This is a genomic window from Stenotrophomonas sp. AS012628, from assembly GCF_010608305.1.
GTDB lineage: Bacteria > Pseudomonadota > Gammaproteobacteria > Xanthomonadales > Xanthomonadaceae > Stenotrophomonas > Stenotrophomonas geniculata.
The window spans coordinates 1-391 of the sequence record NZ_VMBJ01000109.1; the positions used below are offsets into that span (position 1 = coordinate 1).

The 391-nt window shown below is 51.9% G+C and carries 2 tRNA genes; both read left to right on the forward strand.

The features are described 5' to 3' along the window. The first annotated feature begins 16 nt into the window (after positions 1-16). Positions 17-92, forward strand: a tRNA-Ala gene (locus G5A07_RS21180). Positions 93-121: 29 nt separating this feature from the next. Beyond that, positions 122-198 (forward strand) — tRNA-Ile (locus tag G5A07_RS21185). Positions 199-391: the final 193 nt, after the last annotated feature.

A 391-nucleotide genomic window follows, 5' to 3' on the forward strand; every position in this document is an offset into this window, starting at 1 on the left:
TGTGAGAGTCCCTTTTGGGGCCTTAGCTCAGCTGGGAGAGCACCTGCTTTGCAAGCAGGGGGTCGTCGGTTCGATCCCGACAGGCTCCACCACGTTTGAGCATGTTCCGGAAAGTATTTCCGGGTCTGTAGCTCAGGTGGTTAGAGCGCACCCCTGATAAGGGTGAGGTCGGTAGTTCGAGTCTACCCAGACCCACCATTCTCTGAATGACGCATACAATCGATCTTTATACGCATCAGCACTGTGGCTGGTACGTGTTCTTTTAAAACTTGTGACGTAGCGAGCGTTTGAGATGTTCTATCAGACGTGTCGTGAGGCTAAGGCGAGAGACGCAAGTCTCTTTATTGATTGAGTCGTTATATTCGTATCCGGGCTTTGTACCCCCGGGTCA